Source organism: Caldimonas manganoxidans ATCC BAA-369, assembly GCF_000381125.1.
In the GTDB taxonomy this organism is placed as follows: domain Bacteria; phylum Pseudomonadota; class Gammaproteobacteria; order Burkholderiales; family Burkholderiaceae_C; genus Caldimonas; species Caldimonas manganoxidans.
On the sequence record NZ_KB905938.1, the window covers coordinates 55,951 to 81,365 of the forward strand.

The 25,415-nt window shown below is 65.6% G+C and carries 26 protein-coding genes, 2 tRNA genes and 1 pseudogene; 17 read left to right on the forward strand and 12 right to left on the reverse strand.

Going from position 1 to position 25,415, the window contains the following annotated elements; translation table 11 throughout:
• The first annotated feature begins 10 nt into the window (after positions 1–10).
• From F615_RS0107575 to F615_RS0107585, 3 genes are all read left to right on the forward strand, one after another.
• Positions 11–86, forward strand: a tRNA-Thr gene (locus F615_RS0107575).
• Positions 87–168: 82 nt separating this feature from the next.
• Positions 169–531 (forward strand): hypothetical protein, encoded by a 363-nt coding sequence (locus F615_RS0107580; RefSeq protein ID WP_019560575.1) that lies wholly within the window; start codon positions 169–171, stop codon positions 529–531.
• Between the two features lie 107 nt (positions 532–638).
• Positions 639–1,334, forward strand: a complete 696-nt coding sequence (locus F615_RS0107585; RefSeq protein WP_019560576.1) for a Bax inhibitor-1/YccA family protein — start codon at positions 639–641, stop codon at positions 1,332–1,334.
• A 98-nt stretch (positions 1,335–1,432) separates the two neighbouring features.
• Here the strand turns inward: F615_RS0107585 and F615_RS0107590 are convergent, their stop codons facing one another.
• Positions 1,433–1,738, reverse strand: coding sequence for a DciA family protein (locus tag F615_RS0107590; protein WP_019560577.1), 306 nt, complete (start codon positions 1,736–1,738; stop codon positions 1,433–1,435).
• Between the two features lie 17 nt (positions 1,739–1,755).
• Between F615_RS0107590 and F615_RS0107595 the strand changes: the two genes are divergently transcribed.
• The 3 genes from F615_RS0107595 to argJ all read left to right on the forward strand — a co-directional run bounded on the left by F615_RS0107595 (position 1,756) and on the right by argJ (position 6,969).
• On the forward strand, positions 1,756–2,715 hold the full coding sequence (locus F615_RS0107595) for a M23 family metallopeptidase (protein ID WP_019560578.1): 960 nt from the start codon (positions 1,756–1,758) through the stop codon (positions 2,713–2,715).
• A gap of 271 nt (positions 2,716–2,986) precedes the next feature.
• A complete protein-coding gene (secA, locus tag F615_RS0107600) occupies positions 2,987–5,731 on the forward strand; it encodes a preprotein translocase subunit SecA (protein WP_019560579.1) in 2,745 nt (914 codons plus the stop codon).
• A gap of 8 nt (positions 5,732–5,739) precedes the next feature.
• Entirely contained in the window at positions 5,740–6,969 is a 1,230-nt protein-coding gene (gene argJ / locus F615_RS0107605) for a bifunctional glutamate N-acetyltransferase/amino-acid acetyltransferase ArgJ (protein WP_019560580.1), read from the forward strand.
• 91 nt (positions 6,970–7,060) lie between these two features.
• Here argJ and F615_RS0107610 read toward each other — a convergent pair whose 3' ends face one another.
• Positions 7,061–7,594 carry a phasin family protein gene (locus F615_RS0107610; RefSeq protein WP_019560581.1) on the reverse strand — a complete coding sequence of 178 codons (534 nt, stop codon included), beginning with the start codon at positions 7,592–7,594 and terminating at the stop codon, positions 7,061–7,063.
• Positions 7,595–7,947: 353 nt separating this feature from the next.
• Between F615_RS0107610 and bioA the strand changes: the two genes are divergently transcribed.
• From bioA to bioD, 3 genes are read left to right on the forward strand one after another with little or no spacing between them, the layout of a single operon-like run.
• Positions 7,948–9,345, forward strand: coding sequence for an adenosylmethionine--8-amino-7-oxononanoate transaminase (gene bioA, locus F615_RS0107615; protein WP_019560582.1), 1,398 nt, complete (start codon positions 7,948–7,950; stop codon positions 9,343–9,345).
• Complete coding sequence (bioF, locus tag F615_RS0107620; protein ID WP_019560583.1) at positions 9,335–10,549, forward strand: 8-amino-7-oxononanoate synthase; 1,215 nt, start codon at positions 9,335–9,337, stop codon at positions 10,547–10,549. The genes bioA and bioF overlap by 11 nt, the downstream gene beginning before the upstream one ends.
• Positions 10,546–11,247, forward strand: coding sequence for a dethiobiotin synthase (gene bioD, locus F615_RS0107625; protein WP_019560584.1), 702 nt, complete (start codon positions 10,546–10,548; stop codon positions 11,245–11,247). The genes bioF and bioD overlap by 4 nt, the downstream gene beginning before the upstream one ends.
• A gap of 7 nt (positions 11,248–11,254) precedes the next feature.
• Here bioD and F615_RS0107630 read toward each other — a convergent pair whose 3' ends face one another.
• Positions 11,255–11,533, reverse strand: coding sequence for a copper-binding protein (locus F615_RS0107630; RefSeq protein ID WP_019560585.1), 279 nt, complete (start codon positions 11,531–11,533; stop codon positions 11,255–11,257).
• Between the two features lie 16 nt (positions 11,534–11,549).
• A complete protein-coding gene (locus F615_RS0107635; RefSeq protein WP_019560586.1) occupies positions 11,550–12,038 on the reverse strand; it encodes a DUF411 domain-containing protein in 489 nt (162 codons plus the stop codon).
• A gap of 361 nt (positions 12,039–12,399) precedes the next feature.
• On the opposite strand from F615_RS0107635, the gene argB reads away from it, so the two are divergent.
• Genes argB through F615_RS0107665 form a run of 6 tightly spaced genes read left to right on the forward strand, consistent with a single transcriptional unit; the run spans position 12,400 to position 16,706 of the window.
• Positions 12,400–13,311: an acetylglutamate kinase gene (argB, locus tag F615_RS0107640; RefSeq protein WP_019560587.1), complete on the forward strand. Its 912-nt coding sequence runs from the start codon at positions 12,400–12,402 to the stop codon at positions 13,309–13,311.
• 13 nt (positions 13,312–13,324) lie between these two features.
• Entirely contained in the window at positions 13,325–14,017 is a 693-nt protein-coding gene (locus F615_RS0107645) for a pyrimidine 5'-nucleotidase (protein ID WP_019560588.1), read from the forward strand.
• On the forward strand, positions 14,017–14,667 hold the full coding sequence (gene slmA / locus F615_RS0107650) for a nucleoid occlusion factor SlmA (RefSeq protein WP_019560589.1): 651 nt from the start codon (positions 14,017–14,019) through the stop codon (positions 14,665–14,667). Before F615_RS0107645 ends, slmA begins: the two co-directional genes overlap by 1 nt.
• 19 nt (positions 14,668–14,686) lie before the next feature.
• Positions 14,687–15,343, forward strand: a complete 657-nt coding sequence (gene pdeM / locus F615_RS0107655; RefSeq protein ID WP_019560590.1) for a ligase-associated DNA damage response endonuclease PdeM — start codon at positions 14,687–14,689, stop codon at positions 15,341–15,343.
• Positions 15,344–15,396: 53 nt separating this feature from the next.
• Positions 15,397–16,278: an ATP-binding protein gene (locus F615_RS0107660; protein WP_019560591.1), complete on the forward strand. Its 882-nt coding sequence runs from the start codon at positions 15,397–15,399 to the stop codon at positions 16,276–16,278.
• Complete coding sequence (locus tag F615_RS0107665; RefSeq protein ID WP_019560592.1) at positions 16,275–16,706, forward strand: NUDIX domain-containing protein; 432 nt, start codon at positions 16,275–16,277, stop codon at positions 16,704–16,706. The genes F615_RS0107660 and F615_RS0107665 overlap by 4 nt, the downstream gene beginning before the upstream one ends.
• A gap of 7 nt (positions 16,707–16,713) precedes the next feature.
• Here the strand turns inward: F615_RS0107665 and F615_RS19645 are convergent, their stop codons facing one another.
• From F615_RS19645 to pilB, 6 genes are all read right to left on the reverse strand, one after another.
• Positions 16,714–16,926, reverse strand: a complete 213-nt coding sequence (locus tag F615_RS19645; RefSeq protein WP_083932418.1) for a DNA gyrase inhibitor YacG — start codon at positions 16,924–16,926, stop codon at positions 16,714–16,716.
• Complete coding sequence (gene zapD, locus F615_RS0107670) at positions 16,923–17,681, reverse strand: cell division protein ZapD (RefSeq protein WP_026330127.1); 759 nt, start codon at positions 17,679–17,681, stop codon at positions 16,923–16,925. The genes F615_RS19645 and zapD overlap by 4 nt, the downstream gene beginning before the upstream one ends.
• A gap of 118 nt (positions 17,682–17,799) precedes the next feature.
• Positions 17,800–18,453: a dephospho-CoA kinase gene (gene coaE, locus F615_RS0107675; protein WP_019560594.1), complete on the reverse strand. Its 654-nt coding sequence runs from the start codon at positions 18,451–18,453 to the stop codon at positions 17,800–17,802.
• 4 nt (positions 18,454–18,457) lie between these two features.
• A complete protein-coding gene (locus F615_RS0107680) occupies positions 18,458–19,312 on the reverse strand; it encodes a prepilin peptidase (protein ID WP_026330128.1) in 855 nt (284 codons plus the stop codon).
• 21 nt (positions 19,313–19,333) lie between these two features.
• On the reverse strand, positions 19,334–20,551 hold the full coding sequence (locus F615_RS0107685; RefSeq protein WP_019560596.1) for a type II secretion system F family protein: 1,218 nt from the start codon (positions 20,549–20,551) through the stop codon (positions 19,334–19,336).
• A 33-nt stretch (positions 20,552–20,584) separates the two neighbouring features.
• A complete protein-coding gene (pilB, locus tag F615_RS0107690; protein ID WP_019560597.1) occupies positions 20,585–22,303 on the reverse strand; it encodes a type IV-A pilus assembly ATPase PilB in 1,719 nt (572 codons plus the stop codon).
• A gap of 423 nt (positions 22,304–22,726) precedes the next feature.
• On the opposite strand from pilB, the gene F615_RS0107695 reads away from it, so the two are divergent.
• Positions 22,727–23,572, forward strand: coding sequence for a beta-keto acid cleavage family enzyme (locus tag F615_RS0107695; protein WP_019560598.1), 846 nt, complete (start codon positions 22,727–22,729; stop codon positions 23,570–23,572).
• 6 nt (positions 23,573–23,578) lie between these two features.
• Positions 23,579–23,920, forward strand: a pseudogene (locus F615_RS19650) (DODA-type extradiol aromatic ring-opening family dioxygenase); the annotation flags it as partial.
• Between the two features lie 146 nt (positions 23,921–24,066).
• On the opposite strand, the gene F615_RS0107705 reads toward F615_RS19650, so the two are convergent.
• Together F615_RS0107705 and ispB are read right to left on the reverse strand one after the other, a co-directional pair.
• A tRNA-Pro gene (locus F615_RS0107705) sits at positions 24,067–24,143 on the reverse strand.
• Between the two features lie 42 nt (positions 24,144–24,185).
• Positions 24,186–25,166: an octaprenyl diphosphate synthase gene (gene ispB / locus F615_RS0107710; RefSeq protein ID WP_083932419.1), complete on the reverse strand. Its 981-nt coding sequence runs from the start codon at positions 25,164–25,166 to the stop codon at positions 24,186–24,188.
• Between the last annotated feature and the right edge of the window lie 249 nt (positions 25,167–25,415).

A 25,415-nucleotide genomic window follows, 5' to 3' on the forward strand; every position in this document is an offset into this window, starting at 1 on the left:
CGTCCAGGCCGCCGGCTTAGCTCAGTTGGTAGAGCAACCGCCTTGTAAGCGGTAGGTCATCCGTTCGAGTCGGATAGCCGGCACCATGGCATCATGGTCCCCACGGGGGCAGGGGTGGCCAGCGATTCTGCAGGCACCGGGCTGCCGTCTACGCATAGAATCCGGCCCATGATGAAGCGACTGTTGTCCTTCGTGGCGCTTTTGCTCCTGGTGGCCACGGCCCAGGCGCTGCCGACGGCGGCCGCCTCTGGGCTGGGGGCTGCCGTTGCACAGCCGCAGGTCGAGTTCACCGCCGATGCCTCTTGGCCTGCGCCCAGCAGCCACGCTGGCGGCTCGGAGGAGTCGGCGACGGATTCCTCCGTGCCCGTGGATCCGGCCGTGGAGTTCCATGCCGTCGAGACCGTCGGCGCACAGCTGGCTCAGCCTCGGTTCGCACAGACCTGGACGGGCCATTTGGGCGCCCGACCCGTGGCATCGCCTGCGCTGGAGGGCTTGCTGCGGCCCCCGAAGCGCGCCGGGCGGGGCGCTTGAGACCCGCAGCGGCCCGGGTCGCGTCCGCGCCACAGGCTGGCCGACATGGCCGCCGCCGTGCGGCGGCTGCTCGACGTTTTGACCTTCCCTTTGTTGGAGCTTTGTCCATGAACGAGAACACGGTTCTTTCATCCTCCTTGGGCGCATCGATCCCTTCGGCCCAAGAGCGCAACCGCGTTTTGCGCAACACCTACTGGCTGCTGGCTTTGTCGATGGTGCCCACTGTGCTGGGCGCTTGGCTGGGCTTGGCCACCGGCTTGGCGCGAGCCATGTCGCCGATGGTGAGCCTGGTGGTGTTTCTGGGTGGTGCGTTTGCCTTCATGTTCGCGATCGAACGCACCAAGAATTCGGCTGCCGGCGTGCCGGTGCTGTTGGCCTTCACCTTCTTCATGGGCGTGATGCTGTCGCGCCTGGTGGGTGTGGTGTTGGGGCTGGCCAATGGCGCGAGCCTGATCATGACCGCCTTTGCCGGCACCGGTGCGATCTTCTTCGGCATGGCCGCCTTGTCCTCGATCATCAAGCGCGATCTCAGCTCGATGGGCAAGTTTTTGTTCGTCGGTGCGATCATGCTGCTGGTGGCTGGCATCGCCAACGTGTTCATCCAATCCAGCGCGCTGATGATCACCCTGTCGGTCTTGGCGATCGGCATTTTTTCGGCCTTCATCCTGCATGATCTCAAGCGCGTGCAAGACGGCCTGGAAACCAACTACATCACGGCCACGTTGGGCGTCTATTTGAGCCTGTATAACGTGTTCCAGTCGTTGCTGGCCCTGTTGGGCGTGTTTGGCGGCCGCGACGAATAACATGCCGCGGCGGTGCTGGCCGCTGGCGCACGCGGCCGCACGGTCGGGCCGTCCGTGACACCTGCACGGCCAGTTACGGACGGTTTCCGTTCTCGGGATCAGTTCGATTGAACCTTCACCCGGATTGCGCTAACCTGCCAGCCCTGTTGGCGTAAGGCCGCTTCCAAACGCGGCTGAAGCTGGCGCAGTTTGGCCGCGACCGCGGTATTGGGCGCCAGCAGCGTCCAACCCGTGTCATCGACCGGCCCGGGCTTCACATGGGCCGCGATGGCCGCAGGCAGGAGGGGGCGAATGCCCTCGAGGCGCGATTGAGATTCGCGCAGGAGTCGTTGAAGCCGCTCGAGCACGGTGTGGCGGTTCATGGCCTCTTGGATGGGCAGCGTGCGATCTGCGCGGGCATTCATGAGGTGGGAGTGTACCGATGCAGATCATGATCACGCACAGCCGCTTCACCCGCACGCATGTGTGGACGCTCAGCCGCTGGCAGCTGGCCGCGGTGCTGAGCGGCGCGCTGGGCCTGATGCTGCTGCTGTCGGGGCTGGTCTACCACTTCATCTTTCTTCAGGCCGCACGTGAAGGCTGGCCGGTGGTCAGCCAAATCGTGCGTCTGGTGGTCAAGGACGAGTTTGCCCAGCGTGATCGCTTCATGCGGGAGAACCTCGATGCGATGGCCCGCCGGGTCGGCGAGATGCAAGCCCGCTTGCTGCAGCTCGAAGCCGTGGGCGAGCGCGTCTCGGACATGGTCGGGCTCAAACCCGACGACATCAAAGCGGCGCTGCCGGATGGACCCAAGGGCGGCCCCTATGTGCCCAGTGCGCAGCCCTCGTTCGAGCAGCTGCAGCGCATGGTGGACGAGCTGGACCATGCCGCGGCACTGCATGCGGACCTGTTCACGCTGATCGAATCCCAGCTGTTCGAGCAGCGCATGCAAGCCCTGAGGATTCCGAACACGCGCCCGGTCGATGGCCCCACCAGCTCGGGGTTTGGCTTCCGGCTGGATCCTTTCACGGGCCGGCAGGCCCTGCACACGGGTTTGGATTTCCCGGCGCCGGTGGGCACGCCCATCCTGGCGGCCGCCGGGGGGGGGGTGATCGCGGCCGAAGACCATCCGGCCTATGGTTTGATGGTGGACATCGACCACGGCAATGACCTGGTCACCCGCTACGCCCATGCCTCGAAGCTGTGGGTCCAACCGGGGGATCTGGTCAAGCGCGGTCAGGTGATTGCCGAAGTCGGCTCGACCGGCCGCTCCACCGGCCCGCATCTGCACTTCGAGGTGCTCGTCTCTGGCGTGCCCCAGAACCCCGCGCGTTTTCTGGCCGACGCCGGGCAGTCCAAAGCCTTGGCCCAGAGTGCGAGAGGCCGGCCTGCGCGGCCTTGAGTGGAGCAGCGCAAGCCCATCTCCTGCCTTGCGCGAGCTTTCTTGACCGGGGCAGCGCCGCCCCGACGATTGTGACTGCGGATTCACGGTGAGCCACGCCCGGCCCGAAGGCCCGGTGCTAAACTCGATCGCTTTAGAGCTTTCGGGGCCGGCTGCGCCTGTCGGACCCGCGCCGAGCGACGCATCGAACCGGTGCCACTTTCTTTCCCGATGTGTTTCCGACGGCCTGGTCCCCGAGGTCCGTCCATCGTTTCAAATCACCCCATCACGCATGTTGCCCAAGCTTCTCACCCAGATTTTCGGCAGTCGCAACGACCGGCTCCTCAAGCAGTACCGGCGCGTGGTGGAGCGCATCAATGCCATGGAGCCTCAGTATGAGGCCTTGGACGATGCGGCCCTGCAGGCCAAGACCGGCGAGTTCCGGCAGCGTCTGGCCCAGGGGGCCTCGCTCGACGACTTGCTCCCCGAGGCCTTTGCCGTGGTGCGTGAAGCCAGCAAGCGGGTGCTCAAGATGCGTCATTTCGACGTGCAGCTCATCGGCGGCATGGCGTTGCACGACGGCAAGATCGCCGAGATGCGCACAGGCGAGGGCAAGACGCTGACGGCGACTTTGCCCGTTTATCTGAATGCGCTGGCGGGCAAGGGCGTGCATGTGGTCACGGTCAACGACTACCTGGCTCGCCGCGATGCCGAGTGGATGGGGCGCCTCTATGGCTTCCTCGGGCTGAGCGTGGGCGTGAACTTGCCGCAAATGTCGCGCGAGGACAAGCAAGCAGCTTACCGCGCCGACGTGACCTATGGCACCAACAACGAGTTCGGCTTCGACTACTTGCGCGACAACATGGTCTACGAGCCGGGCGATCGGGTGCAGCGTGGCCTGCACTATGCCATCGTCGACGAAGTGGACTCCATCCTGATCGACGAGGCCCGCACGCCGTTGATCATCAGCGGCCAGGCCGAAGACCACACCGAGCTGTATCAACGCATCAACCAGGTGGTGCCGCTGCTGAAACGGCAGATCGGAGAGGCCGACCCCCGTACCGGTGAAGGGGTGATCGAGCCGGGCGACTTCACGATCGACGAGAAGAGCCGCCAGGTCTTCCTGACCGAACAGGGCCACGAGAATGCCGAGCGCGTGCTGACCCAGGCCGGTTTGTTGGCCGAGGGGGCGAGTCTGTACGACCCATCGCACATTGCGCTGCTGCACCATTTGTATGCCGCGCTGCGTGCCCATCATCTGTTCCATCGCGACCAGCACTATGTGGTGCAAAACGGCGAGGTGATCATCGTCGATGAGTTCACCGGCCGCTTGATGGTCGGGCGCCGCTGGTCCGATGGCTTGCACCAAGCGGTGGAGGCCAAGGAGGGCGTGGCCATCCAGGCGGAGAACCAGACGCTGGCGTCGATCACCTTCCAGAACTATTTCCGCATGTATGCCAAGTTGGCCGGCATGACCGGCACGGCCGACACCGAGGCGTACGAGTTCCAGGAGATCTATGGTCTGGAGACGGTGGTCATCCCACCGAACAAGCCCACGCAGCGCAAGGACGAACTCGATCGCGTCTACAAGACCAGCCGCGAGCGCTACGAGGCGGTGATCGCCGACATCCGCGAATGCCATGAGCGTGGCCAGCCCGTGCTGGTAGGCACGACCTCGATCGAGAACTCCGAGCTGCTGTCGGATTTGCTCACCAAGGCCGGATTGCCGCACCAGGTGCTCAATGCCAAGCAGCATGCCAAGGAGGCCGAGATCATCGCCCAGGCCGGCCGCCCGGGCATGATCACGATCGCCACCAACATGGCCGGCCGCGGCACCGACATCGTGCTCGGCGGCAACGTGGACAAGCAGGTGCAGCTGATCGAGGCCGACGACTCGCTCAGCGAGGCCGAGAAGCAGCAGCGCATCGACAAGCTGCGCGCCGAATGGCGCAGCCTGCATGAGCAGGTCAAGGCTTTGGGTGGGCTGCGCATCATCGCCACCGAACGCCATGAGTCGCGTCGCATCGACAATCAGCTGCGTGGTCGCGCTGGCCGTCAGGGCGATCCTGGTTCTTCGCGGTTCTATCTCTCGCTGGAAGATCCGCTGATGCGCATCTTCGCGGGAGATCGCGTCAAGGCCATCATGGACCGCCTCAAGATGCCTGATGGGGAAGCCATCGAGGCGGGCATCGTGACGCGCTCCATCGAAAGCGCGCAGCGCAAGGTCGAAGCACGCAACTTCGACATCCGCAAGCAGCTGCTCGAGTATGACGATGTGGCCAACGACCAGCGCAAGGTCATCTACCAGCAGCGCAACGACATCCTCGATGCCACCGATGTCAGCGCCCAGATCGCCCATTTGCGAGAGGGGGCGCTGACCGATGTGGTGCGCAGCTACGTGCCCGTCGACAGTGTCGAAGAGCAGTGGGATCTCGAAGGGTTGGAGAAAACCCTGCGCGAGGAGTGGCAGCTGGATGTGGATTTGCGCCAGTGGGTCGAGTCCAGCGAGGCGGTGTCGGACGAGGACATCGTCCAGCGTGTGGTGCAAGCCGGCCATGCGGCCTATCAGGCCAAGGTGGACCGCGTGGGCAAGGAACAGTTTGCGCAGTTCGAACGCATGGTGTTGCTGCAATCCCTGGACACCCATTGGCGCGAGCACCTGGCGGCGCTGGACTACTTGCGGCAGGGCATCCATTTGCGTGGCTATGCGCAGAAGAATCCCAAGCAGGAATACAAGCGAGAAGCCTTCGAGCTTTTCGCTCAATTGCTGGATGTGGTGAAGATGGAGGTCTCGCGCATTTTGCTGACGGTGCGCATCCAGACCCAGGAGCAGGTGGCCCAAGCGGCCGAGGCCATCGAGGACAAAGTCGGACACATCTCGAACGTGACCTACACCCATCCGAACGAAGACGGCTCGGTGGCCAGTGAAACCGACCCGCGCACGGCCACCGTCCAGGTGCCCAAGGTGGGGCGTAATGAACCTTGCCCGTGCGGCAGTGGCAAGAAGTACAAGCATTGCCATGGCAAGTTGAACTGAGGTCGATCATGCCGGTGAATCTGCAAGCTCCCGACCCCAAGGCCTTGCACCCGGTCCCCGGGGTGCGCATCGGCACCGCGATGGCCGGTGTGCGCAAGGCTCATCGCAAGGATGTGTGTGTGTTCGTGCTCGACGAGGGGGCGGCCGTCGCAGGGGTGTTCACGCGCAATCGCTTTTGCGCCGCCCCGGTGCAGGTGGCCCGCGAGCATCTGGCCGCCGCGCGAGGGATTCGCGCTTTGGTGATCAACACAGGCAATGCCAATGCGGGCACCGGAGAGGAGGGCTTGGCCCATGCGCGGGCCACCTGCGCAGCCCTGGCTGGTCATCTCGGCGTGGAGCCCACTCAGGTGTTGCCCTTTTCCACTGGTGTGATCATGGAGCCGCTGCCGGTGGATCGCATCGTGGCGGGGCTGCCCGTGGCTTTGGCCGGTCTGAAGGCCGACGGCTGGGCCGATGCGGCGCAGGCCATCATGACGACCGACACGGTGCCCAAAGCGGTCTCCACGCAAGTGAGCATCGGCGCTCAGACGGTGACGATCACCGGCATTGCCAAAGGGGCCGGCATGATCCGTCCCAACATGGCCACGATGCTGGGTTTCATCGCCACCGACGCGAACATCGATCCAAGCCTGCTGCCTGCGTTGGTGCGCCAGGCTGCCGATCAGTCCTTCAACCGCATCACCGTCGATGGCGACACCTCGACCAACGATGCCTTCGTGCTCATGGCCACGCGCCGGGCGCAGCATGCGGCCATCACGGCGCTCGAATCGCCTGAAGGGCTGGCGCTGCAAGAAGCCCTCATCGGCGTGGCGCAGCAACTGGCGCAGGCCATCGTGCGGGATGGCGAAGGCGCCACCAAGTTCATCACCGTGCGCGTGGAAGGCGGCGCCACTGCGGATGAGTGCCGCAAGGTGGCGTATGCCATTGCCCATTCGCCATTGGTGAAAACGGCGTTTTACGCCAGCGACCCCAACCTGGGCCGCATTCTGGCGGCCGTGGGGTATGCGGGCATCGAGGATCTGGATCAGACCAAGATCGACCTGTATCTCGACGACGTGCATGTGGCCCAGCGGGGGGGGCGTCATCCGCAGTACAAGGAAGAAGACGGCCAGCGCGTGATGAAGCGCTCGGACATCACCGTGCGGGTGCTGCTGGGCCGCGGCTCAGCCGAGGCCACGGTGTGGACCTGCGATCTCTCGCACGACTACGTCAGCATCAACGCTGACTATCGCAGCTGAGTCTCGACGTGCGTTTCGGGCTCGAACCGCACGGTGTCGGTATGCGGGGCGGCCTGCTCATCGCTTGGCGCAGGCCCAGCGCCAGCGGATCTCAGGCATCGGCCTTGCGAGACGCCGCCTGCTTGGCCGCCGCCTTGCGGGCGGTAGCCGTTTTGCGGGCGGCGGATGTGGCGCGGCCCGTTGGCTGGGCCTTGGCCTTGGACAACTGGTCCACGGCCTGGCTGAGCGCATCGATGCGCGCGATCAGGGCCTGGACATCCTTGTGACTGGGCACGCCCAGCTTGTTCAAGGCGCGCGCGACGCGCTCTTCGAAAATGGCTTCGAGCTTGTCCCAGTGCTGACCGGCACGGTCGGTGATCTCGCCGGCCATCGCACTCATCTTGCCGGTCATCTGGCCGATGGTGTCCTCGGCCACAGCCTGCGTTTTGCGCTGCAGGGACACCCCTTCCTTGACCAGCGCCTCAAAGACCTTGCTGCCTTCGGCTTGCGCCTTGGAGAACGCGCCCAGGCCGGCCAGCCAGATTTGCTGAGCCGATTCACGCACGGTGGCCGCGAGTTGAGAGTCGAACAGCCCAGCGGGCGTGGCGGCCTTGCTTTCGGCCGCCTTTTGCGCTTTCTTGACCATGGGGCATCCTTCCAGGTTGGGTGGAGACAGGACCACTATAGAAGGGTGCCGTAGGCACGACAGCCCAATTCTTTAGTGAGGCGCCTCTATGGCGGCCTGGGGGATGGCGCGCAGCATCGGCGCTCGCCGAACCGCAAGAGGATGCGCGGCATTCATGTCTGAACGACCGAAAATGTAACGGCATGACTCGCCGCTCGTGGGCGGTTGACTGCAAAAAGCGCGCGCATGTCGCGGGCTTGCTGCAAATGACCTCAACTGCGCTCATCTTGCAGGGTTTCTGGCGCGAGCGCGGCAGTTGATCGGTCGTGCGGGGCTTGCGTACCATCCGAGGCCTTGTTCAGTTCGACGGCCCGATGACGACCCCTTCTTTCGATGCGGCCGCACCGGCGGCCGGCGTCTGCGCGCACTGGGCGCAACGCAGTCTTGCGCAGGTCTGGCATCCCTGCACCCCGATCCAGCGCCAGGCGCGCTCGGCACCCTTGCCTTTGGTGCGGGGGCAAGGGCCCTGGCTGTTCGATCCCGACGGGCGGCGTTATTTCGATGCGATCAGCTCGTGGTGGGTGAATCTCTTCGGCCATGCCGATGAGCGCATCGCGGCGGCCGTGAAAGATCAGCTCGACCGCTTGCCCCACGTGATGTTGGCCGGCTGCACGCACGAGCCGGCGGTGAGGTTGGCCGAGCGTTTGTCGGCGCGCACCGGCGGCGTGCTGGGGCATGCGTTTTATGCCAGCGACGGCGCCAGCGCGGTGGAGATCGCGCTGAAGATGAGCTTCCACAGCTGGCGCAACCGGGGCCGCACGGCCAAGCGCGAGTTCGTCTGTTTGCGCGGCGGCTATCACGGGGAAACCTTGGGGGCGCTGGCCGTGACCGACGTGCGGGTGTTCCGAGACGCCTATGACCCGCTGCTGCTGCGCACGCATCAGGTGATGTCCCCCGATGCGCGCCAGGCCCAGCCCGGCGAGACGGGCGCCGAGGTGGCGCAGCGGGCGCTGGCGCAGATGCAGGCGCTGATGGAGGCGCGGCATGAGCATCTGGCGGCGGTCATCGTCGAGCCGCTGGTGCAGGGGGCCGCGGGCATGGCCATGCATGATGCGGCCTATCTGCGTGGACTGCGCGCCCTGTGCGACCGCTACGAGGTGCACTTGATCGCCGATGAGATCGCCGTGGGCTGCGGGCGCACCGGCAGCTTCTTCGCCTTCGAGCAAGCCGCCAGCGCCGGTGAGGCGCCGCTGTGGCCGGATGTGCTGTGCCTGTCCAAGGGCATCAGCGGCGGCTTTCTGCCCTTGTCGCTGGTGATGGTGCGCGAGTCGATCTATGCCGCGTTCCTGGACGAGCGCAGCGAGCGCGCCTTCTTGCATTCGCATTCGTACACCGGCAATCCGCTGGCCTGCCGTGCCGCGCTGGCCGTGCTCGACCGTTTCGATGAGGAGCCCGTGCTGGAGCGCAACCGCGTGGTGGCCGACCGCTTGGCTGCGGCATTGGCCCCGTTGGCGCAAGACCCGCGCATCGAGCACCTGCGACGCTGCGGCACCATCCATGCCTTCGACGTCAAGGCCCAGCACGCAGGCGAGGACTTTGCCGAGCGCTTCCATCGCGCCGGGCTGGCGCAGGAACTGCTGATCCGCCCGATCGGCCGCAGTGTGTATCTGATGCCGCCCTACGTGCTCGATGAGGCGGGGGCCGATTGGCTGGCGCAGCGGGTGCGCCGCACGCTGGAGGCTGTGCTGTCCGGAGGATGCCATGCTGCTTGACCATCTGCGCCAGCAACTGGCCGAGCGCGAGGCGCAGGCCCTGCGCCGCCGGCGTCGCACCGCGCACACACCCTGCCAACCGCGCCAGGTGCTGGCGGCCGATGGGGCCGCGCCGCGCGAGCTGCTGAGCTTTTGCAGCAACGACTACCTGGGCTTGGCCGCGCACCCGGCGCTGCGCGAAGCCTTGGCCGAGGGGGCGGCCCGCTATGGCGCCGGCAGCGGCGCCTCGCACCTCATCAATGGCCATGGCGTGGCCCATGCGCGGCTGGAGGCTCAGTTGGCCGAGCTGTTGTCGCCCCATTGGCCCGAGCTGGCCGTCTTGAGCTTTTGCACCGGCTACATGGCCAATCTGGCGGTCCTGACCGCCTTGGGGCGGGCCCAGGCCACCTTGCTGTGTGAAAGCCTCAACCATGCCTCCTTGATCGACGGAGCGCGTCTGGCGCGAGCGACGGTCATGATCTATCCGCACAACGACGTGGCGGCGCTGGAGGGGTTGCTGGCGCGTTGCACCTCGACGCTGCGCTTGATCGTCACCGATGCGGTGTTCAGCATGGACGGCGACCTCGCCCCGCTGGAGGCGCTGCTGGCCTTGGCCGAGCGCCATGACGCTTGGCTGATCGTGGACGATGCCCATGGCTTTGGCGTGTTGGGCGCCCACGGACGCGGCAGCTTGGAGCATTTCGGCTTGCGCAGCCAACGCATCATCTACGTGGGCACCTTGGGCAAGGCCGCTGGCGTGGCCGGGGCCTTCGTCGCGGCCCATCCCACGGTGATCGAGTGGCTGGTGCAAAGCGCGCGCAGCTACATCTATACCACTGCCGCTCCGCCAGCGGTGGCCCATGCCGTCAGCGTGAGCCTGGGCTTGATGTTCGGCGAAGAGGGCGCGCGCCGGCGAGCCGCCTTGCGTGAGCGCATCTCGCAATGGCGCCGCGGCTTGGCCCAGGGCCTGCCCGCCGGCTGGCGGCTGGCGCCATCATTCACGGGCATTCAGCCCCTGATCCTGGGGGACAACGACGCGGCGTTGGCCCTGTCGGCCGCTTTGGAAGCCCGTGGCTTGTGGGTGCCTGCCATCCGGCCCCCCACGGTGCCTGCGGGCACGGCTCGCTTGCGAGTGGCCCTCAGCGCGGCCCATACGGCCGAGGACGTGGACCGCCTCATCGAGGCGGTGCGTGCGGCGGCTTTCGAGGTGGGAGATGGTCCATGAAGTCGTTGCAAGGCTGGTTCGTCACGGGCACCGATACCGAGATCGGCAAAACCACCATCAGCGCTGGGCTGCTGCACGCCTTGGGGCGCCGTGGGTGGCGCGTGGCAGGCTACAAGCCGGTGGCCGCGGGCACGCAATGGCGTGAGGGCCGTCGTGTCAATGACGACATCGAACGCCTGCGTGCCGCCTCCACCGAGCCGCTGGATGCCGAGGAGGTCTGCGCCTGCCTGCTCGATGCCGCGTGCGCCCCCCATGTGGCTGCACGCCAAGCCGGCGTGTCGATTTCGCTGCAGGCGCTGCTGGACGGCGCGCAGCGCTTGGCCGGGCGGTTGGACCGGCTCATCGTCGAGGGCGTGGGCGGCTTTCTCGTGCCGCTGGACGAGCAACACGACACGGCGGAACTGGCCGTGCGCCTGGGCCTGCCGGTGATCCTGGTCGTGGGGCTGCGCTTGGGCTGTCTCAACCATGCGTTGCTCACCGCCGAAGCCGTGCGTGCTCGGGGTTTGCGGCTGGCTGGCTGGGTGGGCAATGCGGTGGACCCCCGCATGCCCTGGCGACAAGACAATGTCGAGACCTTGCGCTTGCGTATGGCGCGGGATTTCGAGGCGCCGTGCGTGGGCGTGGTGCCCCCGTTGAGCGAGCCCCACGCCGCCGCGGTGGCCGCCCATCTGGATCCGTCGGTGCTGGAGCCGGGCTGAGTCGCGCTCAGCGCTTTTCGATCGCGGTGACCGTGTAGGTGCCGCCCACCTTGGCGGCCTGGAAGCTCACCTTGTCCCCGACCTGCACCTTGTCGAGCAAGCTGGGTGGTTCGGCGCGGAAGACCATGGTCATCGGTGGCATGTCCAGGCTCTTGATCTCGCCATGCTTGATCGTGATTTTGCCGGCGGCTTTGTCGATCTTGCGCACCTCGCCTTCGGCAGCCTGGCCCAGGGCCAGCGTGCTTGCGGTTGCCACAGCGATGGCGCTGATCCAGCGTTTGAGCATCGAGAGGCCTTTCTTTTCAGGGACGTGTGCCCGGCAGGGCGGGGTAGTGCTGGTAGACACGGCCCTTGCGGTCACGGCCGACCAGGATCACATCATAAGCGTCGCGACGCTCGCCCACTTCCATGCCGGGCGAGCCCACCGGCATGCCGGGCACGGCCAATCCGATGGCCGCGGGCCGCTCGGCCAGCAGGCGGCGGATCTCGCGCGCTGGCACATGGCCTTCCAGTACATAGCCTTGGACGAGCGCGGTGTGACAAGAGCCGAACTCATCGGGCATGCCCAGTTTCTCGCGATATTCGGCCGGGCCGCGGACATGGTTGACCTTCACTTGGAACCCGTGGGCTTGCAAATGCTCGACCCAGGCACCGCAGCAACCACAGCTCTCGGACTTCCAGACCTCGATCAGAGGCTGGCGGGCGGCCATCGCCAACCCCGGGGCGAGGGTGGCGCCGGCCAGGGACCCGGCCCAGGCCAGCCAGCGGCGACGTGACATCGGCAAAGACATGGAATGAACCTTTCTCGACAGGCGGTGGCGCATCGGGGGCAGCGCCAGCGGCGCTCACGGCGCCCAGCACGCATTCGTGCCGAGGCAGGCGTTTGGAGCCGCGGGGGCACCTCGAGGTTCCCAGTCCCGTTCGGTTTGCGAACGGGGCCGGGGCCGCACCCCGATATGATGCCTGGAGTGGCAGGCCCCGTCTGAGGATCGGTCGCAAGCCATGCGGTGTCTCTTGCCGCTCTTGCCGCCGTGGCCGCCGCGGAGGGGCCCCCCAAGGGGCGTGCTGCGCCGCACCAGCCGCCCTAGAATCCGGGCATCGTCCGGCGGCTGTCCACCGTCCGTATCCGAAGCGTCCCGGAGTCTTACCTGCATGAACACCCCTGCTGCGGCCCCCCATGATTTGAGCCACATCGCCCCGCGGGACCAGGCCGAGATCCTGGCCCAGGCCTTGCCCTACATCCGCAAATTTCATGGCAAGACCATCGTCATCAAGTACGGCGGCAATGCCATGACCGACCCGGCGTTGCAGCAGGACTTCGCCGAGGACGTGGTGCTGCTCAAGCTGGTGGGGATGAACCCGGTGGTGGTGCATGGGGGTGGTCCCCAGATCGACGAGGCCCTGGCCAAGATCGGCAAGAAAGGCACCTTCATTCAAGGCATGCGCGTGACCGATGAAGAGACCATGGAAGTGGTCGAATGGGTGCTGGCCGGGCAGGTGCAGCAAGACATCGTGGGCCTCATCAACGCCGCCGGTGGCAAGGCCGTGGGCCTGACCGGACGCGACGGGGGCTTGATCCGCGCACGCAAGCTGCGCATGAAGGACAAGGACGACCCGACCAAGGAACACGACGTGGGTCAGGTGGGCGACATCGTCGCCATCGACCCCAGCGTGGTCAAGGCGCTGCAAGACGACCAGTTCATCCCGGTCATCTCGCCCCTGGGCTTTGGTGAACACAACGAGAACTACAACATCAATGCCGATGTGGTGGCTGGCAAGCTGGCCGAGGTGCTCAAGGCCGAGAAGCTGATGCTGTTGACCAACACCCCGGGAGTGCTGGACAAGAACGGCAATTTGCTCACCGATCTGACCGCACGCCAGATCGACGAGCTGTTTGCCGATGGCACCATCTCGGGCGGCATGCTGCCCAAGATCGCCTCGGCCTTGGATGCGGCCAAAAGCGGCGTCAATGCCGTGCACATCATCGACGGCCGCGTGCCGCATGCGATGCTGCTGGAGGTCCTCACCGACCAAGCCTTCGGCACGATGATCCGCTCGCACTGAATTGCGTTCGCGCATGAAGCGCCGCAGCGTCTGGCTGTTCGACCTGGACAACACGCTGCACGACGCCTCGCGGGCGGTGTTCCGTCAGCTCGACGGCTCGATGACGGAATACATCGCCCGTGCGCTGCAGCTGCCCCACGAGCAGGCCGATGCCCTGCGGCGCGACTACTGGCGGCGCTACGGCGCCACGTTGCTCGGCCTGGTGCATCACCATGGCATCCGCCCAGCGCATTTCCTGGAGCACACCCACGCGCTGCCGGGGCTGGAAGGGCGACTGTTCGCGCATGCCCATGACAAGGCGGCGCTCAAGCGCCTTGGGGGGCGCAAATACGTGCTGACCAATGCGCCGCGGGCCTACACCCGGCGGGTGTTGGGCGCCCTGGGCCTGGAGCCGGTCTTCGACGGTCTCATCCCCATCGAGGACTTGCGCATGTTCGGCCGCTGGCGGCCCAAGCCCGATGCGCGCATGCTGCGCCGCGTGGCCGCCCGATTGAAGGTGCCGCCGAGTCGCTGTGTGCTCGTCGAAGACACCTTGGCCCATCAGAAGGCGGCCCGAGCGCTGGGCATGCGCACGGTGTGGATGCAGCGATATCTGCGACACAATGCACACGGCCCGGAAGTTGGTGTTTACCTGCACCGCAAGCCTGTGTACGTGTGTGCGAGAATCCGCTCGCTACAAAAGTTACATTCTTTGCGTGCACTGTGATGGCCGAGCCTTCCCTGCCTGTCGAGCCGATGTCGGGTGCAGCCGAGTCCGGCAGCGACGCGGCCTCACGCAAGCGGCCCAAGCCTGGCGAGCGCCGCGTGCAGATCCTGCAAACCCTGGCGGCGATGCTCGAACAGCCGGGGGCCGAACGCATCACCACCGCAGCCCTGGCGGCGCGTTTGGCGGTGAGCGAGGCGGCCTTGTATCGCCATTTCGCCAGCAAGGCCCAGATGTTCGAGGGCCTGATCGAGTTCATCGAGCACAGCGTCTTCACGCTGATCAACCAGATCACCGAGCGCGAAAGTGCCGGCAGGGTCCAGGCCCACAAAATCGTGGCCGTGGTGTTGCAGTTTGCCGAGAAGAACCCGGGCATGACCCGCGTGATGGTGGGTGATGCCTTGGTGTTCGAGCACGAGCGCCTGTTGCTTCGCATGAACCAGTTCTTCGATCGCATCGAGGCGCAGCTGCGCCAAAGCCTGCGTCAGGCGGCCGATGCCGACGGTTCGATCACGCCCTCGGTCGATGCCCAGGCGCAAGCCTCGGTGTTGACGAGCTTCCTCTTGGGGCGGCTGCATCGCTACACCCGCTCGGGATTCAAGCGCTCGCCCACCGAGTTCCTCGAGGCCAGTCTGCGTCTGTTGTCGGGCTGAGCCCGGCTGCGCGAAGGGCATGCTGAGCATCTGCTTGGCAGGCGAGACCGTCGTCCTGCTGCCTGAGAAAGCCCTGTGGCTGCCGGCTCATGCCAGTCTGCTGGTGGCCGATGTCCACCTGGGCAAGGCAGCGAGCTTTCGCCGACAGGGCGTGCCGGTGCCGCGCGGCAGCAGCCGTGCCGCCTTGCAGGGCCTGAGCCTGTTGATCGAGCGCCTTGGTCCCGAGCGCGTGGTGTTTCTGGGCGATTTTCTGCATGCGCCGGCGGCCCACAACCCGGGCACCTGGCAGGATCTGTGGCACTGGCGGCAACGCCATCCGGGGCTGGAGCTGGTGTTGGTGCGTGGCAACCACGACCACCGGGCCGGCGATCCTGCGGTCGAGCTGGGCATGCGCTGCGTGGACGAACCCTGGCCCTTGGGCCCCTGGGCCTTGTCGCATCATCCGCAGCCGCAACCGCAGGGCTATGTGCTAGCCGGGCACTGGCATCCATGCGTGAGCCTGCAGGCCCGGCCGCGCGACCGGCTGCGTCTGCCGTGCTTTTGGTTGGGTGCGCAGGTCGGGGTGCTGCCAGCCTATGGGCCCTTCACGGGGATGCACCCGATCGCACCGGCCGCCGGCGACCGCGTGTACGCCGTGGCCGATGACATGGTCGTGGATCTGGCGGGGGGCCGTTGAGCACGCCGCTACACTGGCGCGTCGACGAGTCTTTGCCGTCTGCGCGTTTGCCCATGTCTGCTGCCCTCGAAACTCTGCTGCTACGTGCCGAAGCCCTGCTGGCGCGGCTGGAAAACATGCTGCCCCAGGACGCTCTGACCGAGCCCGACTGGTCGGCCTCCATCGCGTTTCGCTATCGCCGGCGCGGCCCCGTCGGCCGTCTCGACCCGGTGCGCCATGTGTCTACCATCCGCCTGTCGGACCTGCGCGAGGTCGATGCGCAGAAAGAGCGCTTGCTGCGCAACACCGCGCAGTTCGTCGCCGGACGACAGGCCAACAATGTGCTGTTGACCGGCGCGCGGGGCACCGGAAAGTCCTCGCTGGTGAAGGCCTGCTTGAACGAGTTTGCCGACCGTGGGCTGCGGCTCATCGAGGTGGACAAGGCCGATCTCGTGGACTTGCCCGATCTCATCGATCTGGTGGCCGATCGTCCGGAGCGCTTCATTGTCTTTTGTGACGACCTCAGCTTCGACGAGGGCGAAGCGGGCTACAAGGAGCTCAAGTCCATTCTCGACGGCTCGGTGGCGGCGGCCACACCGAACGTGTTGATCTACGCCACCAGCAACCGCCGCCACCTGCTGCCCGAGTACATGAAAGAAAACCTCACCTACACCCACACCGACGACGGAGAGGTCCATCCGGGGGAGGTGGTGGAAGAAAAGATTTCCCTGTCCGAGCGCTTCGGACTGTGGATCAGCTTCTATCCCTTCACCCAGGCCGAATACCTGGCCATCGTGGCCCAGTGGCTGCGCCGCTTCGGCGTGGACGAGGCCTCCATCGAGGCCGCGCGTCAGGAATCGTTGGTGTGGGCCTTGGAGCGTGGCTCGCGTTCGGGGCGCGTGGCTTACCAGTTTGCTCGGGACTATTGCGGCCGCATCGGCCTGGCTGCGGCATGAGAACGCCCATCGATGTGGCCGTTGGGGTCTTGGTCGAGCGCACACCGGCCGGGGAGGGGCGATTTTTGCTGACCTCGCGCCCGCCGGGCAAGGTCTATGCGGGCTACTGGGAGTTCCCGGGAGGCAAGCTCGAGCGCGGGGAGTCGGTGGAGGATGCCCTGCGTCGCGAATTGCACGAAGAGCTGGGCATCACCATCGGCGCGGTTCATCCATGGAAGGTCGAGCTGGTGGACTATCCGCATGCGCTGGTGCGCCTGCATTTTTGCAAGGTCTACGAATGGACGGGCGAGCTCGAGATGCGTGAAGGCCAGTCCATGGCCTGGCAGGATCTGCCGGTGCAAGTGCGTCCGGTGCTGCCGGGGACGGTGCCCGTGCTGCAATGGTTTGCCGCCGAGCGCTGTCACACGGGCCCAACCCACGCGGACTGAGCCTGCGTCAATGCACCGGGGCCGAGGATCCCGGGTCGTCGGGGTCGGACGCCTGCGACGGAGCCGGCACGCGGTAGCGTTCGCTGGCCCAGGCCCCGAAATCCAGGTTCTTGCAGCGTTCGCTGCAAAAGGGACGGTACGGGTTGTCCGGCGCGTACCGGCTCGGCCCGCCACAGGCCGGGCAGCGCACGGTGCGAGGTGGGGGTGGGGCAGAGCTCATCCGGTGCACAGGGTCAATTCGAAACCCAAATCTTCGACGGACGGTCGCAAGCGTCCATCGTCCTCTTGGCGCAAGAAGCGGATCGACACCATCAAGCGATGGCCGCTGATCTCGGGCACGAGTCCGGTGGACGGATCCAGGCGCACCCGCAGGAGCTGATAACTGCGCCCCGCAGGCAGGCTTTGCTGATACTGGCCGGCGGTGGCCATCACTTTGTGCGGCACGCCGGACTCGCGCAGCAACCCCAACAGCACCCGCAAGGCCTCGGCCAGCGGCGTCAGCGTGCCCACCCAGCGTTGCAGGTCGGCTTGCCGCCGCGCCGCCGGGAGATGCTGCCAGGCGTAATACGCGGGCAGGTCGAACTCGCAGGTGCCGCCGGGGATGCTGATGCGGCTGCGCACGCTCATCAACCACTCATTGCTGGTCAGCGCATGGCCCGCTTTGCCGGGCAGCTGGTTGAGCTGGGCGTGAGCATGGTCGATGCGACCGAGCACCTCGTCCAAGGCCTGCTCCGAGATCGAGGGATTGCCGCGATAGCCATTGAGCAGCGTTTTCTGGCGATCCAGATCCTTGAGCAAGTCGGACTTGAGATCGGCCCGGGAGGCCACGTCCATGATCTCGAACAGGGTGGCCAGGGCGAAATGGTGGTCGACGGCCGCCTCACGCACCATCAACTGGCCCAGCCGGTCGAACAAGTGTTCGAGCCGCAGCATGGTGCGGATGCTTTCGTTGAAGGGATATTCGTAGAGGATCAAGGCAAGCGGCACGACGCAGTCAATGCCAAGCATTTTTCCATACCTGGGTAGCGCGGGCTACCCGCGCACCGCGCAAGCCCCTGTCTTTCGGTTGGCGACCCTCGCGGCGGTGGCAGGCTCAGAAGGCCGACGCGGCGGCCGCAGCCGGCGGATGCATCGGATGCCACAGACGCCACAGCGCTTCCAATGCGGCGTGCAGATCGGCCAAACCGTCGGTGTCGTTGGCCACGATGATGTCGGCTGCGCTCAGTCGCTGCAGGCGCGAGGCCTGCTGGGCCATGATGGCGCGCACCGCGGCTTCGCTCAGGCCCGAGCGTTGCTTCACGCGCAGCACTTGGCGTTCGGGCGAACAATCGACCACCAGGACCTGGTCCACCCGGGTGCGCCAGACGCGCGATTCGACCAGCAGCGGCACATCGAAGACCACCATCTGATCCGGCTGGGCCTGGGCCGCTTGGCGCAGGGCTTCCTCGCCGATCAGCGGATGCAAGATGGCCTCGAGCATGGCCTTGCTTTGCGGGTCGCGAAACACCCGCTCGCGCATGCGCTCGCGGTCCAAGGCGCCGTCGGCCGTCAAGACCGCCTCGCCGAAGGCCGCACGGATCGGCGCGATGCCGGCTCCACCGGGTTGGGTGAGCTGGCGCGAGATGGCGTCGGTGTCGACCACATGCGCGCCGCGTTCGCGCAGCCAAGCGGCCACGGTGCTTTTGCCGCTGCCGATGCCACCGGTCAGTCCGAGCCGGCGGGGGCGCGGGAGCCGTGCGCCGTCCATCGGCTCAGGCCCACCCCAACCAACCGAGCACGGTGTCGGCGCCCAGGAAATACACCAAGGCGCCGGCACCGGCCAGAAACGGGCCGAAGGGCACATAGCGGCCTTCACGCAGGTGGGCGGTCAGCTTCATCCCGATGCCCACCACGGCGCCGATCAGCGAGGCGATCAGCGCGATCGGCAGCAGGGTGTTCCAGCCCAGCCAAGCGCCCAGTGCTGCCAGCAGCTTGAAGTCACCATAGCCCATGCCTTCCTTGCCGGTGGTGAGCTTGAACAGCCAATAGACCGACCACAAGGCCAGATAGCCCGCGACGGCTCCCCACAGCGCCGTGGACAGCGGAATCGTCCAGTCCAAGGCCGCGGCGATCAGTCCGGCCCACAACAAGGGCTGCGTGAGCTGGTCGGGCAGCAAGGTGGTGTCCCAGTCGATGAAGGCCAAAGCCACCAAGGTGGCCATCAGCCCGCACCAAGCCAGCACCACGGGCTGCGGCCCCAGCTTCCACGCCACGCCGGCGAACAGGACGGCCGTCAACAGCTCGACGGCCGGATAGCGCCAAGAAATCGGGGTTTTGCAGGCCGAGCATCGCGCGCGCAGTGCCACCCAGCTGATGACAGGAATGTTCTCGTACCAGCGGATGGCATGGCCGCAGTGCGGGCAGCGTGATCGAGGCCGCCACAGACCCAGCGGCTCGCCCTCGTCGGGCAGGGCTTGCTCCAGGAGCTCGGCGCTGTCGCGTCGCCACTGCCGCTCCAGCATCAGGGGCAAGCGATGGATCACCACGTTGAGGAAGCTCCCCACGCACAGGCCCAGCACGGCCAAGGTGGCCGGTGATAGCCACCAGGCAAGCATTTCAGAGGACATCGAGGCTCTTGGGCTTGCGCTTCAGACCACCTGACCCAGCTTGAAGATGGGCAGGTACATCGACACCACGATGCCGCCGATGATGGTGCCCAGCACGACGATGATCACGGGCTCCATCAGGCTCGACAGCCCTTTGACCGCCTCATCGACCTCCTGCTCGAAAAACTCGGCGGCCTTGTTGAGCATGTGATCCAAGGAACCCGACTCTTCGCCGATCGCACACATCTGCAGCACCATCACCGGAAAGAGGCCCGTGGATTGCATCGCCGTGGTCAGACTCGTGCCGGTGGAGACATCCTTTTGGATTTTCTCGGTGGCTTCGGCAAACACCGCATTGCCCGAGGCTCCGCCAACGGAATCCAGCGCTTCGACCAAGGGCACGCCGGCGGAAAACATCGTGGCCAAGGTGCGCGTCCAACGCGCCACGGCCGATTTGTAGACCAGCGGGCCGAACAGAGGCACTTTCAGCAGCAAGCGATCCATGGCTTTTTGCATCTTCTCCGAGCGCTTCCAGCTCTCGAAGAAGAAGTAAGTGCCACCGATCAAGACGCCGAAGATGATGTACCAGTACTGCACGAACAGGTCCGACATCGCCATCACCAGCAGCGTGGGAGCCGGCAAGTCGGCACCGAAGGAGGTGAAAATGTCCTTGAACGCCGGGATGACGAACATCATGATGATGGTCACCACGATGAAGGCCACCACCAGCACGGCCACCGGGTAGATCAGCGCCGACTTGATTTTGGCCTTGATGGCTTCGGTTTTTTCCTTGTAGGTGGCCAGGCGCTCCAGCAGTGTCTCCAGAATACCGCCGGCCTCGCCGGCTTCGACCAGATTGCAGTACAGCGCGTCGAAGTACAACGGATGCTTGCGCAAGGCCGCCGATAGACTGGTGCCGGTCTCCACGTCCATGCGGATCTCGTTGAGCAGCTTGGTCAATCGCGGATTGCTGCTGCCGCGGCCGACGATGTCGAACGCCTGCAGCAAGGGCACGCCCGCACGCATCATCGTGGCCAGCTGACGGGTGAAGATGGCAATGTCCTTGGGCTTGATCGCTCTGCCACCGCTCATGCGGCGCTTCTTGACCTTGGTGACCAGCACGCCCTGACGGCGCAGACTGGCGCTGACCATGGCCTCACCGCCGGCGCGCATTTCTCCACGCACGGCTTTGCCATTGCGGTCCTTGCCTTCCCATTCGAAGACGAATTCCTGGGTTTTCTTTGCTGCTGCCACTGCCATGGTGTCTCCAGGGTGCAAGCCCTGTGTCAAAGCTTATTCATTGGTGACGGAAATGACTTCTTCGAGTGTCGTCACCCCCAGTCGGACCTTGTACAAGCCGGCCTGACGCAGATCCCGCACGCCTTCCTTCTGCGCTTGGGCGGCGATGTCCAAGGCCGAGCCGTCGGCCAAGATGATGCGTTGGATCTCCTCGGAAATGGGCATCACTTGGTAAATGCCGACGCGCCCTTTGTAGCCATTGTTACAGCTCGAGCAACCCACGGCTCGGTAGGGCTTCCAACTGCCGTCGAGCTCTTCCTCCTTGAAGCCGGCTTTGAACATGGCCTCGCGGGGATAGTTGGCGGGCTGCTTGCAGTTCTCGCACAGCCGCCGGGCCAGGCGTTGGGCGGTGATGAGGATCACGCTGGAGGCGATGTTGAACGGTGCCACGCCCATGTTGCGCAGGCGTGTCAAGGTCGAAGGCGCATCGTTCGTGTGCAGCGTGGACAACACCAGGTGACCGGTCTGAGCCGCCTTGATGGCGATGTCGGCGGTTTCCAGGTCCCGAATCTCCCCGACCATGATCACGTCGGGATCCTGGCGCAGGAAAGCCCGCAAGGCCGTGGCAAAGGTCAGGCCGGCTTTCTCGTTCACATTGACCTGGTTGATGCCAGGCAGGTTGATTTCGGCCGGATCTTCGACGGTGGAAATGTTCACCCCCGGCTGGTTCAGGATGTTCAGGCATGTGTACAACGACACCGTCTTGCCGCTGCCGGTGGGGCCTGTGACGAGCACCATGCCATAGGGGCGGTGGATGGCCGCCAACAGCCGCTCTTTCTCGGCCTTTTCATAACCCAGCGCATCGATCCCCAGTTTGGCGCTGGAGGGATCGAGGATACGGATCACGATCTTCTCGCCAAACAGCGTGGGCAAGGTGCTGACGCGAAAGTCGATGGCGCGGTTGCCGAACTTCAGCTTCATGCGCCCATCTTGGGGCACCCGTTTTTCGGCAATGTCCAGACGAGAGATCACCTTGATGCGAGAGGCCAGCTTGTCTTTGATGGCCACCGGCGGCTGCGTGATTTCGCGCAGCTCGCCATCGATGCGGAAGCGCACCCGGTAGCTCAGCTCATAAGGCTCGAAGTGCAGGTCCGAGGCCCGCATGTTGATCGCATCGATCAGCATCTTCTGCAAGAAGCGCACGACCGGTGCGTCCTCGACATCGGCGGCCATCTCTGCGGCTTCCGACGCAGCAGGGTCCTCCTCGGACACATCGAACTCGAAATCGCCGCCGACGATGCTCTCCAGCGCCTCGCTGGCCGAGGCGCCCAGGCTTTCGAGCACTTTGACCAGCTTGTCATGCTCGACCAAGATCCACTCGGGCGTCAGCTGGGTGGCGAACTTGATGCGCTCGAGGGCTTCCTGGTCGGTCGGATCGGCACCGGCGACGAACAGGCGGCTGCCCCGCTTGCCCAGCGGGAGGACCTGGTACTGGGACGACAGCTTCGGTTCGATCAAGCCCTTGGGCAAGCGCTGGACATCGACCGCGTTCAAGTCGATGAGCGGCAGGGAAAACGTCGCTGACAGGGTGTGCGCCAAATCGCTGGGAGAGACCGCGCCGGCGGCGATGACCGCATTGATGAAACTGCAGCGCTTTTCCGTGGCCTGCTTGGCCAGATCCTCGGCGGTCTTCGTCGAGAGCTTGCCGGCATTGACCAGCACGCGCGCCACGCCAGACAGCGTGGAGTTCGGGGCCTCAGCCAGGGTGTCCATGCCAAAAGGTCAAATCGGAAAAAGTGAGCGATCGCACAGCGCCGAAAGGCGCCGTCTGTGGGGCCGCGGAATGATCGCCGATCCTCTGCACACTGTAAACCTTGCAAGCCCGTGCAAGCAGCCCGAGACCGGCGGCGGCATGGTGAACTAGTGCACGTCCGTGCCCGAAATCTGGCCGCTGCGCACTCCCCCTGCCTGCGTTTGGAGTTGCGCCTGACCATGCCCCACGTCGGCCCGACGGCAGCCCCGCCGCCCGTGAGGGTCTCGGGTGTCAGGCCTGCCCCAAGGCCCCGGGCGAGGCTGGATGTTGCGAGAATACAACTGCTGGCGCCTCGCCTGCGGTGCGCCTCATCGCCGCTGGGCTGCCTTGCCGGGCTTGCTCTGGCGCAGGCTTGCGGCACTATTGGCTGAAAGGATGGCCCCATGACGACCCCGTTCGCGCTCGACCCCCTCATGCTCACGGTGGCCCCCAACGGGGCGTACAAGACCCACGAGCAACACCCTGCCTTGCCTCTGACCGCACAAGCCCTGGCCGCGACGGCCAAGGCCTGTCTGGAAGCCGGCGCCGCCATGCTGCACATGCATGTGCGCCGGCCTGACGGGCGTCACCTGCTCGATGCCCAGGCTTACCGGGAGGCCACAGCGGCCGTGCGCCAGGCGGTGGGCTCGCAACTGGTGGTGCAGATCACCACCGAGGCGGCCAAGATCTACGAGCCGGCGGCCCAGATGGCCGTGGTGCGCGAGGTGCTGCCCGAAGCCGTGTCGGTGGCCTTGCGTGAGCTGCATGTGCCGTGTGTCCGTGAGCAAGAACTCAGTGCCTTCTTCCAGTGGTTGGTGGCGCATCGCGTGATGACCCAAGTCATCCTCTACGACGCGGCCGACGTGCGCGACTGGCAGGACCTGTGCCGCCGCGGCGTGATTCCCGAGGGGCCGTGGTTCCTGCTTTTCGTGCTGGGACGCTACAGCGCCGGGCAGACCTCCTCGCCCAACGATCTGCTGCCCTTCCTGCAGGCGCATGATGGGATGCACCCGTGGGCCGTGTGCGCCTTCGGCGCGCAGGAGCATGCCTGCGTGCTGGCGGCTGCGGCCCTGGGCGGGCATGTGCGGGTGGGCTTCGAGAACAACCTGTGGCTGCGCGACGGGCGCATGGCACCGGACAACGCCGCGCTGGTGGCGCAGGCCGCCGAAGGCATTCGATGGCTGGGCCGCCCCTTGGCCACGGCCGATCAGGTGCGGGAGCGTTTTGGACGCGTGAGCGCCTCCGGTTGAAGCGCCCGATCGCTGGACCACGGGTGTTTTTCTCCTTTGTCGGTGATGTGTTCCCACGAAGACGGATGGCCGGTGAAACTGTTGCCGCTGCAGGTGGGAGTGCTGCAGTTTCCAATTCCCAGTGCTCGGCGGTGTTGGAGGCTGGGTCAGGCGCTGCGCCGTGCCATCGAAAGTTATCCCGAAGACCTGAACGTGGCCATCGTCGCCACGGGCGGCTTGTCACACCAAGTACACGGCGAGCGCGCCGGATTCAACAACACCGCTTGGGATGCGAAGTTTCTGGACGTATTGGAGCGCGACCCGCAATCCTTGCTGGACTTCACGCATGCCGAGCTCGCGACCTGGGGCGAGCTCGGCAAGCGGCTTGGTCGTGCTCGGTGTTTCGCGTGCCCTAGGCTTTACACGCCCGCGCGGCGTGCTCGAAGCCCACACTGCCGACCATGGTAGGCTGAATGGCTCCACCCGAGACATCGGGGCGGGCCGACGAAGAAAACTGGTCGGGGTGAGTGGATTCGAACCACCGGCCTCTACGTCCCGAACGTAGCGCTCTACCAGGCTAAGCTACACCCCGATGGGACCCTTGTAGGGTCGAGTCGGATGCTCAGTTGCTTGCTCAAGCAGAGCGCTCAACTGAGCGAACACATAATTCTAGCAAAGCTTCTCGATAGGGGGAAGCCGGCAGGCCGTGGAGGCAGTGCCGAGCCGTCTCGGCCTCGGCGCGGGCGGCTTGGCGTGTTGCATCCAATGCCCCGGTGCGGCGAACGATGTCGACGATGTCCTTCAAGCGGTCCATCTCGCCATGCTCGATGGCGTGGCGGATCAATTGCCGCTCTTGTGCGTTGCCGCGCTCCATCGCAATCAGCAGCGGCATCGTGGGCTTGCCTTCGCGCAGGTCGTCGCCGACGTTCTTGCCCAGGGCCGCGGTGGAGCCCTCGTAGTCGAGCAGGTCGTCGATGAGCTGGAAGGCCGTGCCCAGGTGGCGGCCGTAGTCGGCGCAGGATTGCTCGACCTCGGCCGGTGCGTCGGCCAGCACCGCGCCCAGGCGGGCGCTGGCCTCGAACAGCTTGGCGGTTTTGTAGCGGATGACGCGCAAGTAGGCCTCGATGTCGGTGTCGGGGTCGTGCATGTTCATCAGCTGCAAGACCTCGCCCTCGGCAATGACGTTGGTCGCCTCGGCCAGCACGTCCAGCACGCGCATGCGGTCGATGGCCACCATCATCTGGAAGGCGCGTGAGTAGAGGAAATCGCCCACCAGCACGCTGGCAGCATTGCCGAACACCGCATTGGCCGTTTCGCGGCCGCGGCGCAGCTGGGATTCGTCTACCACGTCGTCATGCAGCAAGGTGGCGGTGTGGATGAACTCGACCACGGCTGCCAGTTCGTGCCGCTGCGGGCCATCGAAGCCCAGCGCCTTGGCCACCAGGATCACCAGCTGAGGCCGGATGCGCTTGCCGCCGGCGCTGACGATGTAATGAGCGATCTGGTTGATCAGCGCCACCTCGGAGGCCAGGCGCCGATGGATGACGGCGTCGACTTCGGCCATCTCGGCGGCCAGCAATTCGGGCAGTGCAGGGGATGAGACAGGGGCGGACACGCGACAGGCCCAGGGACGTGAATCCGCGGATTATAGAGAGGCCAGTGGCGGGCAAGGCCGGGATCGACGGGGGCAGGGCGGCTGGGATTCTGGGTGTGCTACAATTTTGGGCTCGGCCAAATGGAGGCTAGAGCAAGGGTCATGGTACGCGGCGTTGGTGGCCTCGTGTCGGTAGGCCAGCCTTGGGGTGCTGTAGGCTCTCTTTGAGAGAGTCGCTTCAGCGCCAAAGAGGGTGAGCCTGGCAGCGCG

Coding starts and splice junctions, on each gene's coding strand:
- F615_RS0107580 (WP_019560575.1), top strand. CDS start 169: ATGATGAAGCGACTGTTGTCCTTCGTGGCGCTTTTGCTCCTGGTGGCC.
- F615_RS0107585 (WP_019560576.1), top strand. CDS start 639: ATGAACGAGAACACGGTTCTTTCATCCTCCTTGGGCGCATCGATCCCT.
- F615_RS0107590 (WP_019560577.1), bottom strand. CDS start 1,738: ATGAATGCCCGCGCAGATCGCACGCTGCCCATCCAAGAGGCCATGAAC.
- F615_RS0107595 (WP_019560578.1), top strand. CDS start 1,756: ATGCAGATCATGATCACGCACAGCCGCTTCACCCGCACGCATGTGTGG.
- secA (WP_019560579.1), top strand. CDS start 2,987: ATGTTGCCCAAGCTTCTCACCCAGATTTTCGGCAGTCGCAACGACCGG.
- argJ (WP_019560580.1), top strand. CDS start 5,740: ATGCCGGTGAATCTGCAAGCTCCCGACCCCAAGGCCTTGCACCCGGTC.
- F615_RS0107610 (WP_019560581.1), bottom strand. CDS start 7,594: ATGGTCAAGAAAGCGCAAAAGGCGGCCGAAAGCAAGGCCGCCACGCCC.
- bioA (WP_019560582.1), top strand. CDS start 7,948: ATGACGACCCCTTCTTTCGATGCGGCCGCACCGGCGGCCGGCGTCTGC.
- bioF (WP_019560583.1), top strand. CDS start 9,335: ATGCTGCTTGACCATCTGCGCCAGCAACTGGCCGAGCGCGAGGCGCAG.
- bioD (WP_019560584.1), top strand. CDS start 10,546: ATGAAGTCGTTGCAAGGCTGGTTCGTCACGGGCACCGATACCGAGATC.
- F615_RS0107630 (WP_019560585.1), bottom strand. CDS start 11,533: ATGCTCAAACGCTGGATCAGCGCCATCGCTGTGGCAACCGCAAGCACG.
- F615_RS0107635 (WP_019560586.1), bottom strand. CDS start 12,038: ATGTCTTTGCCGATGTCACGTCGCCGCTGGCTGGCCTGGGCCGGGTCC.
- argB (WP_019560587.1), top strand. CDS start 12,400: ATGAACACCCCTGCTGCGGCCCCCCATGATTTGAGCCACATCGCCCCG.
- F615_RS0107645 (WP_019560588.1), top strand. CDS start 13,325: ATGAAGCGCCGCAGCGTCTGGCTGTTCGACCTGGACAACACGCTGCAC.
- slmA (WP_019560589.1), top strand. CDS start 14,017: ATGGCCGAGCCTTCCCTGCCTGTCGAGCCGATGTCGGGTGCAGCCGAG.
- pdeM (WP_019560590.1), top strand. CDS start 14,687: ATGCTGAGCATCTGCTTGGCAGGCGAGACCGTCGTCCTGCTGCCTGAG.
- F615_RS0107660 (WP_019560591.1), top strand. CDS start 15,397: ATGTCTGCTGCCCTCGAAACTCTGCTGCTACGTGCCGAAGCCCTGCTG.
- F615_RS0107665 (WP_019560592.1), top strand. CDS start 16,275: ATGAGAACGCCCATCGATGTGGCCGTTGGGGTCTTGGTCGAGCGCACA.
- F615_RS19645 (WP_083932418.1), bottom strand. CDS start 16,926: ATGAGCTCTGCCCCACCCCCACCTCGCACCGTGCGCTGCCCGGCCTGT.
- coaE (WP_019560594.1), bottom strand. CDS start 18,453: ATGGACGGCGCACGGCTCCCGCGCCCCCGCCGGCTCGGACTGACCGGT.
- F615_RS0107680 (WP_026330128.1), bottom strand. CDS start 19,312: ATGTCCTCTGAAATGCTTGCCTGGTGGCTATCACCGGCCACCTTGGCC.
- F615_RS0107685 (WP_019560596.1), bottom strand. CDS start 20,551: ATGGCAGTGGCAGCAGCAAAGAAAACCCAGGAATTCGTCTTCGAATGG.
- pilB (WP_019560597.1), bottom strand. CDS start 22,303: ATGGACACCCTGGCTGAGGCCCCGAACTCCACGCTGTCTGGCGTGGCG.
- F615_RS0107695 (WP_019560598.1), top strand. CDS start 22,727: ATGACGACCCCGTTCGCGCTCGACCCCCTCATGCTCACGGTGGCCCCC.